Consider the following 9,015-nt stretch of genomic DNA (forward strand, 5'->3'; position numbering starts at 1 on the left):
AAAGGCTCATGCTCATAGCAGCCAGTTACCAAGAAACCAAATTAGTAAAATCGACCCCAAGGTTGTCAACCAAATTTTCCAAATCGCCATAATTTACTCTCATCAGTTATATTTATGCTCAAAGTTAGACTTTTCTACCAACAGTCGGCTCAACAACTTTAGTAGTACCAATGGTTAAATTTGTCACTTAAATATGGGTTAATTCATTGCTCGATCGGCTTAGACTATCTCTAATTCTAACTTAATAAACAAGTGAGTAAGTAGCTATGGACGCGTGTAGATCGGTAGCAGGCAAGGTATTAGGTAAAAGTCTCGATCGATAATTAGGTAGCAAGTCACCGTGCGTATAGACTAATATGCTTAAATGATTGGTTGGCGATCGTCGCTGAGAGTTTACACCGATAGTTAGCGCTAGTCAGAACGATCGGCTAACTGAGATCGACTTGTGTTAATTGCCACTAATTGAGTCTTCTGGCAGATGGCTAAAATATTCATACGGTAATGACTTTAGCCAAAATTACGATAAGCGCTCGGTCAGATTGGCGCATGTGGCAACTAGTTCGGAGATTTTCGCTGACTGTACCAAATAAGTGGGAGAGCCTCGCTCGATCGCATATTGGATTTGCAGCGCATTGTCAGCCGTTAACACGATTGTGAGAATTGCGCGATCGATAACTACCAATCGCGCTTCCTATCTTGAATTCAAAGTAGACTGTGCTGGTGCGATCGGTTTGTATCCCAAGCTCATGCAAGATAACTGCTTCCAAAAATAGGCAATTTTACTGTATCTTTTAGACAAAGATTAGATATAAGGTTTATACATGTTTTAACAAAGCAATTTTGTCAATTGTCACCTAAAGTTTAACTTCATAACAATGGCTAGATCGAGAAATGCCAATCAATCAAGATGTGCAATTAGGTAAAAACGTTAAGATTTTCCATCCTCAGCTTGTCAATCTGTACGGTTGTCAGATCGACGATGAAACAAAAATCGGCACGTTTGTCGAAGTCCAAAAAAATACCACGATCGGCAAGCGATGTAAAATATCATCCCACAGCTTTCTGTGCGAGGGCGTAGTCATTGAAGATGAGGTGTTTATCGGTCATGGAGTAATGTTTACCAATGACCTCTATCCACGAGCGACTAATGTTGATGGCAGTTTACAAACCGAAGCTGACTGGACAGTAATAGAAACGCGGGTGAAGCGGGGTGCTTCCATTGGGAGTAATGCCACTATTTTGGCAGGACTGACGATCGGCGCATCTGCGCTCATTGGCGCGGGGGCGGTGGTAACGCGGGATGTTGCCGACTACGCGATTGTTGCAGGTGTGCCAGCTCGGATTGTAGGTGATGTACGCGATCGAGCCGATCCCTAATCGTCGTTCGGCATGTAAGCTTACTAAGTGTACCCCTTTTATGCTGTTTTCCAGGCAATTGCATTGCGATTGCATATATGAGACAAGTAGCTGGGTATAATACAAACACGAGTGAAGCGAATATGGCTGCTAATCGTTGCACGGTCAATTTTTGAGTAGAGCCACGATCGGATTTACATACAATTTTATTAGGCTGAGCTAGAGCTAATTAATGATATGGCAAGCGAGATTAATATTGGTGTCATTGGCTACGGCTATTGGGGGCCGAATCTAGTTAGGAACTTCTCCGAACTTCCTGGCGCACGAGTAAAGACTGTTAGTGACCTAAGTGCGGAGCTTTTAGCAAAAGCACATGCTCGATATCCAGCAATTAAAGTTACCACTGACTGCCAGGATATTTTTGACGATCCGGATATTGACGCAGTGGCGATCGCCACTCCGGTTTCCTCACACTACAAGCTTGCATTAGCCGCCTTGCAAGCAGGCAAGCACGTAATGGTCGAAAAACCGATGACCATGACTTCCGAACAATCGATCGAATTGATCCTCGAAGCCAAGCGTCAAAACCGAGTGCTGATGGTCGATTATACTTTTATTTATACTGGCGCAGTCCAGAAAATGGCGGAACTAGTCTCCACCAACCAACTAGGAGATATTTATTACTACGATTCCGTCCGCGTCAATCTCGGATTGTTTCAACACGATGTCAATGTCATCTGGGATCTAGCAGTTCACGATCTTTCCATCATGGACTATGTTTTACCTTCTAAACCCTACGCAGTATCAGCAACTGGCATCAGTCACATCCCCAACGGTACCGAAAATATTGCTTACTTGACGCTCTTTTTTGAGAACAATCTCATCGCGCACCTGCATGTCAATTGGTTGGCTCCAGTCAAAGTTCGGCGAACTTCGATCGGTGGCTCTCAAAAAATGATTGTATTTGATGACCTAGAGCCGAGTGAAAAGATTAAAGTTTATGACAAAGGCATTACTGTAAACGCTAACGATACCGAAAGCCGCTACCAGAAACTGATCGGTTATCGCACGGGCGATATGTGGTCGCCGAAGTTGAATATCACAGAAGCCTTGCAGACTGAAGGAGAACACTTTTTAGATTGTATTCGCACTGGCAACCGCCCGATTAGCGATGGCGAAGCCGGATTGCGGATTGTCAAAATCCTGGAAGCGGCAGATCGATCGATGAAACAGCAAGGGCAGTTAGTCAAATTGAATTTAGCGGAGGTGTCATAATGGTTCCATTTGTCGATCTCAGAGCGCAGTATTTGAGTATCAAAAATGAGATAGATACGGCAGTTTTAAAAGTTCTAGATAGTACGCAATTTATTCTTGGCAATGAAGTAGCCGCATTAGAATTAGAGTTTGCTAACTACTGCCAAGCTGATTTTGGGGTTGCGCTCAATACAGGCACGAGCGCGCTGCATCTGGCATTACTCGCAGCAGGGATTGGGGCGGGGGATGAAGTCATCACGATCCCGATGACCTTTGTGGCAACGACAGCCGCAATTGGTTATACCGGAGCCACGCCTGTATTTGTCGATATCGATCCGGCGACCTATACGATCGATGTTACCCAGATCGAAGCAGCGATTACCCCCAAAACTAAAGCGATTCTGCCAGTCCATTTATACGGCCAACCCGCAGATATGGATCCGATTTTAGAAATCGCCCGCCGTCACAATCTGATTGTCATCGAAGATGCCGCGCAAGCGCATGGGGCTGAATATAAAGGGCGCAGAGTCGGCAGCATCGGCGACATTGCTTGCTTTAGCTTTTACCCAGGCAAAAACCTTGGTGCTTATGGCGAAGGCGGGATGGCAGTCACCAATAATCCTGAATACGATCGCAAGATGCGGATGCTGCGCGACTGGGGACAAGAACGCCGCTATCACCACGTCCTCAAGGGTTACAACTATCGGATGGATGGGATTCAAGGGGCGATTTTACGGGTGAAGATGCAATATATCGAAGCCTGGACGGAAGCGAGAATTGCTTGTGCGGCTAATTACAACCATCTGTTAGCAGCATCGGGGTTGGTACTGCCGACAGCCATCCCCCACAACCGCCATGTCTACCATGTTTACGCTTTGCGATCGCCAAATCGGGATGCACTGCAACAAAGCTTACAGGCTCAGGAAATTCAGACAGGTATTCACTACCCCATTCCCGTCCATTTGCAACCATCTTATGCCGATCTCGGTTATGAGCTAGGCGACTTTCCGCAGTCGGAACTGGTAGCCAGCCAAGAACTTTCGCTCCCATTGTATCCCGAACTCACGATCGAGTCTCAAACTCAGGTAGCGAAAGCAGTACTGAGCGCGATTAGCTAACCGAGGAGATCTATGTCCGATTTAGGAAATACTAAAGTCGTCGCATCCGTACATGGTTTACAAGCAGAAAAGATCGACCCTGACTTTGAAGTTCAACTAGCAGCATATCTTCGTACTCAGTACGTTGGCGGAGCCTCTGGGAACGAGAATCGATCGGCATTAGTAGAAATGTATTCCCGCTTTATCGCCAGCGATGGCGACTTTGATGGACTGATGCGGCGAGCCATTTGGCGAGCCGTGGCGCGTCAATTCGGTCATGGTGTGCGAATTGGCACAGGAGTCGGGTTTAAGCATTTAGAAACCTTCGAGATCGGCGATCGCGTCTTCATTGGTTCTGGAAGCTATATTCAAGGGCGGTTCGATGGTACTTGTCGGATCGGCAACAATGTTTGGATCGGGCCGCAGAGTTACTTGGATGCTCGCAATCTGGTTCTTGAAGATTACGTTGGCTGGGGGCCTGGGGCAAAAGTCCTCGGCTCGACTCATACAGCCTTGCCCATTGACATTCCGATTATCCAAACCAACCTAGAGATCGCCTCGGTCACAGTAAAAATGGGAGCTGATATCGGGATGAATGCCGCACTCTTACCCGGAGTAACCATTGGAGAAGGTAGCATCGTTGGTGCTGGAGCCGTAGTTACCAAGGATGTGCCACCTTATGCGATCGTTGCTGGCGTTCCGGCTAGATTTTTACGTTGGCGCGAAGGATATCAACCATTAGAATAGAACATAGGATAAAAAATGAAAAATAGTCGAGTATTAGTTACGGGTGGAGCAGGTTTAGTAGGTTCGCATATTGCCGATCTGCTAGTCCAAGAAGATGTAGCTGAAATTGTCATTCTTGATAATTTTACGCGTGGGCAAATGTCCAATCTCGATCGAGCCATGTCTAGCGGTTTAGTCAAATTAGTTGAAGGCGATATCCGCGATCTTCAAATTCTGGATAAAGTGATGGATGGCGTAGACATTGTTTTCCATCAAGCCGCGATTCGGATCACTCAATGCGCTGCCGAACCTCGGCTGGCACTAGAAGTAATGGCAGATGGTACTTACAACGTCTTAGAAGCTGCCGTTAAAGCTAAAGTTAAAAAAGTTGTTGCTGCGTCCTCTGCATCGATCTATGGGATGGCAGAAGCATTTCCGACCAAAGAATCGCACCATCCTTACAATAACCGCACTCTCTATGGTGCGACCAAAATTTTTAACGAAGCCTTATTCCGCAGCTTCTATGACATGTACGGGTTAGACTATGTTGCCCTGCGTTATTTTAATGTCTATGGCCCCCGGATGGATATTTATGGTGTCTACACTGAGGTGTTAATCCGCTGGATGGAACGCATCATCGCTGGGCAACCGCCACTGATTTTTGGCGATGGCGAGCAGACGATGGACTTTATTTATATCGAAGATATTGCCAGAGCGAATATCTTGGCAGCTAAAGCCGATGTCACGGATGAAGTCTTTAATATCGCCAGCAGTGTCGAAAGTAGCTTGAACGATCTGGCATCTGCTTTGACGAAGGTCATGGGTTCGGATCTCAAACCAGAATATGGGCCAGAGCGGAAGGTAAATCCAGTTGCGCGCCGACTGGCAGATGTAACTAAAGCTAGAGATTTGTTGGGTTTTGAAGCTGAAGTCTCGTTAGAAGAAGGTTTGCGGAGACTTGTAGCTTGGTGGCACGCACAAAAAACAAAAGGAGATAAGTAATTTGGCGAGGTACAACAGATCCCCGACTTCTTCGAGAAGTCAGGGATCTAGCTAGAGATCTGCTTCGTTCCAACACCGTCCTGAAATAAAATTTCGTGTTCTGCCGCTCAAGTTCTCTTAAGATAACTGCCAAAAAATTATCATTTAATAATTTAATGCAAAATATTCCGATCGCTAAACCCTGGATGGGCGAAGCTGAAGCCCAAGCCGCTAGTCGTGCCATCATGTCTGGTTGGGTTACTCAAGGGCCAGAAGTTGCCGCATTCGAGCGAGAGTTTGCCGCTTACGTTGGGGCTGAATATGCTTGCGCTGTCTCCAATTGCACCACAGCATTGCACTTGGCACTCTTGGCAGTGGGCGTACAGCCTGACGATGAGGTGATTACGGTCAGTCATTCTTATATTGCGACTGCCAATAGCATCCGCTATTGTGGGGCTGTCCCCGTATTTGTAGACATCGATCCGCAGTCTTATAATATCAATCCAATCTTAATTGCTGATGCTATAACCGATCGGACCCGGGCGATTTTGGTAGTCCATCAAATTGGAATGCCTTGCGATCTAAAAGCAATTTTAGCGATCGCCCATCAACACAATCTACCTGTAATTGAAGACGCAGCTTGTGCGATCGGCAGTGAAATTTTCTGGGATGATGAGTGGCAGAAAATTGGCAAGCCGCATGGTGATATTGCTTGTTTTTCTTTCCATCCCCGCAAGGTAATTTCGACTGGCGATGGTGGGATGTTGACAACCAAAAATGCCCAATGGGATCGACAGTTTCGACTGTTGAGACAACATGGCATGAGTGTCGCCGATACCGTCCGTCACGGCTCCAAACAAGTGATTTTTGAGTCTTACCCCGTTTTGGGTTACAACTATCGGATGACGGACATTCAAGCCGCCGTCGGACGCGAACAACTCAAACGCCTGCCAGAAATTGTCGCCCGTCGCCGCTATTTGGCGCAACAATATCAGGAACTTTTAGCGAATATCGAAGGTTTGGAATTACCGATTGAGCCAGAGTGGGCGCATAGCAATTGGCAGAGCTTCTGCGTGCGGTTGACTGGTAAGTACGCACAGGTATCCGTGATGCAACAATTACTCGATCTGGGGATTGCAACTCGGCGCGGGATTATGTGTACGCATCGCGAACCAGCCTATCAACAACAACAGTGGTCTTGTGGTGTGAATAGATCTGGCTGTGACTGCAAACCCGGCAGTTGCAATCGACTGATTGAAAGCGAAAAAGCTCAAGACAATTGTATTTTGCTCCCCCTGTTTCATCAACTGACTGATGCAGATCTCGATCGAGTTGTGAGTGCCTTAAAAAATCTATCGATCTAAATTTAGGAAGTTACATCTATGTATGACGCGATCGTCATCGGCGGCGGCATCGTCGGACTATCAACCGCAATGGCTCTATTGCAAGCTAATCCCGATCGGCGAATTGCCGTATTGGAAAAAGAAAGTGGCTGGAGTCGCCATCAAACGGGTCATAATAGCGGTGTGATTCATTCTGGTATTTACTACAAATCGGGCAGTCTCAAAGCTCAACTCTGCCGTGCTGGTGCCGATTCGATGGTGCTATTTTGCCAAGAGAATGGCATCGCCCATGAGGTTTGTGGCAAGGTCATCGTAGCAACGGTACCGCAGGAGCTACCATTACTCGAAAACATTTATCAACGCGGTATCGATAATGGCATAAAAGTTGCCAAACTCACCGCAGCAGAAGTTAGTCAAATCGAGCCTCATGTGAGCTGCCTAGCCGGAGTGCGCGTTTTTTCGACTGGCATAGTTGATTATCAGCAAGTCTGTCAAAAATATGCCGACTCGATCGAACTTTTGGGTGGCGATCTTTATCTCGATACCAAAGTTGAAAAAATTATCGAGCTAACTGATGGACATCGGATCGCCACCACCAACAGTAGCTTTGAAACTCGCTATCTGATCAATTGTGCGGGCTTACATAGCGATCGAATTGCGAGACTCGATGGTGTCGATCCTCAAGCCAAAATCGTTCCCTTTCGAGGTGAGTACTACGAATTAGTGCCGGACAAACGGTATTTAGTCAAACATTTAATCTATCCAGTTCCCAATCCCAACTTTCCATTTCTAGGCGTTCATTTTACTCGGACGATTGACGGAAATATCCATGCTGGCCCCAATGCCGTCCTAAGTTTCAAACGGGAAGGTTACAAAAAAACAGACTTCGATCCCCAAGATTTTGCTGAAGTTATGACTTATCCGGGATTTTGGAAACTAGCATTCAAACATGCCGATGAGGGAATGCAGGAAATGATTCGATCGTTTAGTAAAGCCGCATTCGTTCGCAGCTTGCAACAACTAATTCCCGAAATTAGAGCTGAAGATCTCGTACCCAGCGATGCAGGTGTGAGAGCGCAAGCTTTGATGCGTGATGGTAGACTGATGGACGATTTTGCGATCGTCAAAAAGCCCAACTCCATTCACGTTTGTAATGCACCTTCACCAGCAGCGACTTCTTCATTGGAAATCGGTAAAGTAATTGCCACTCAATACCAGGATTTCGCTACATAATCAAGCGGAATGTTGCTTGCGATCGTTAATTACGCTAACATTCAAAGATTAATCTAAGCATAATAGCTTAAATTAATCTTTGCAAAAGTGAAATATCTACTATATTTGTACGCGATGTTCTATTGATAAACTGAAGGTATAGATAAATGGTTGTATTTTTACGTCGTTCGTCTGATTTACATTCAAGTTACTTTGAGAGCAGAATAAAGTAATATCCTGCTAGTTCGTTACTCAACCGAAAACAACATTCAAGAGCCATGACGATACCAGACAATTATTTTGCTGACGAAGTATTATTAAAGCCTCAAAAATTTGTAAACCCCTTTGAATTACCAAAGGTATCTAGCGGCAATTTAATCAGTCCGCAAACTATTGCTTTTATCGATCGGAATATCGATGATGCTGCGACAGTCATGGCAAACCTGCGCTCGGATGTCAAAATTCTCTTAGATCCTAGCCGAGATGGAATCGCTCAAATCACTGAGGCTCTAAAAAACTATCGGGGTTTATCAAGCATTGATATTATCTCTCACGGCAATATCTCACAGGTGCAACTGGGTAATAGTTCCCTGAGTGCGAACTCTTTGCAACACTATGCAAACGATCTCCAGCAATGGAAATCCGCTCTCGCGCCAGAGGCGGATATTCTTTTTTATGGTTGTAATATTGCCGATGGGCAATCGGGACAAGCCTTCGTTAATGAAATCTCTAACTTGACAGGTGCTGATGTAGCTGCTTCTATAAATACGACGGGTAATGCTGCCAAAGGTGGCGACTGGACTCTGGAATATGCCACAGGCACAATTGAAGCAGATCTGTCATTGACAGATGCTGTGAGGAATTCATATCAAGGAGTATTGCCCAGTCTTTTTACCACCCAAACCCCTACGGTGGTTAATGCTACCGATGGGACGGGCAGTGCGGGCGACTACGAACTAGGGATGGAGTTTCAAAGTGCCAAAAGCGGCACGATTGATGCCATTCGCTACTACAAAGCAGCAAGCGAGACTGGCACTCATACCGGG

Annotated in this window: 9 protein-coding genes; all 9 read left to right on the forward strand. The window is 46.0% G+C overall.

Annotated elements, in window-relative coordinates; all coding sequences use genetic code 11:
* The first annotated feature begins 632 nt into the window (after nucleotides 1-632).
* Nucleotides 633-773, forward strand: a complete 141-nt coding sequence (locus RMO35_RS10220) for a hypothetical protein (RefSeq protein ID WP_309740890.1) — start codon at nucleotides 633-635, stop codon at nucleotides 771-773.
* 118 nt (nucleotides 774-891) lie between these two features.
* Nucleotides 892-1,377, forward strand: coding sequence for an acyltransferase (locus RMO35_RS10225; protein ID WP_309740893.1), 486 nt, complete (start codon nucleotides 892-894; stop codon nucleotides 1,375-1,377).
* A gap of 216 nt (nucleotides 1,378-1,593) precedes the next feature.
* Nucleotides 1,594-2,631 carry a Gfo/Idh/MocA family oxidoreductase gene (locus RMO35_RS10230; RefSeq protein ID WP_309740895.1) on the forward strand — a complete coding sequence of 346 codons (1,038 nt, stop codon included), beginning with the start codon at nucleotides 1,594-1,596 and terminating at the stop codon, nucleotides 2,629-2,631.
* Nucleotides 2,631-3,728, forward strand: a complete 1,098-nt coding sequence (locus RMO35_RS10235; RefSeq protein WP_309740898.1) for a DegT/DnrJ/EryC1/StrS family aminotransferase — start codon at nucleotides 2,631-2,633, stop codon at nucleotides 3,726-3,728. The genes RMO35_RS10230 and RMO35_RS10235 overlap by 1 nt, the downstream gene beginning before the upstream one ends.
* Nucleotides 3,729-3,740: 12 nt before the next feature.
* On the forward strand, nucleotides 3,741-4,454 hold the full coding sequence (locus RMO35_RS10240) for an acyltransferase (protein WP_309740900.1): 714 nt from the start codon (nucleotides 3,741-3,743) through the stop codon (nucleotides 4,452-4,454).
* Nucleotides 4,455-4,469: 15 nt separating this feature from the next.
* Nucleotides 4,470-5,435, forward strand: a complete 966-nt coding sequence (locus RMO35_RS10245; protein WP_309740902.1) for an NAD-dependent epimerase/dehydratase family protein — start codon at nucleotides 4,470-4,472, stop codon at nucleotides 5,433-5,435.
* 155 nt (nucleotides 5,436-5,590) lie between these two features.
* A complete protein-coding gene (locus RMO35_RS10250) occupies nucleotides 5,591-6,778 on the forward strand; it encodes a DegT/DnrJ/EryC1/StrS family aminotransferase (protein WP_309740904.1) in 1,188 nt (395 codons plus the stop codon).
* Between the two features lie 18 nt (nucleotides 6,779-6,796).
* A complete protein-coding gene (lhgO, locus tag RMO35_RS10255) occupies nucleotides 6,797-7,990 on the forward strand; it encodes an L-2-hydroxyglutarate oxidase (protein WP_309740906.1) in 1,194 nt (397 codons plus the stop codon).
* A 257-nt stretch (nucleotides 7,991-8,247) separates the two neighbouring features.
* A partial coding sequence (locus tag RMO35_RS10260; protein ID WP_309740908.1) for a DUF4347 domain-containing protein occupies nucleotides 8,248-9,015 on the forward strand: 768 nt, incomplete at its 3' end.

It is taken from the genome of Chamaesiphon sp. OTE_20_metabat_361 (assembly GCF_031364565.1).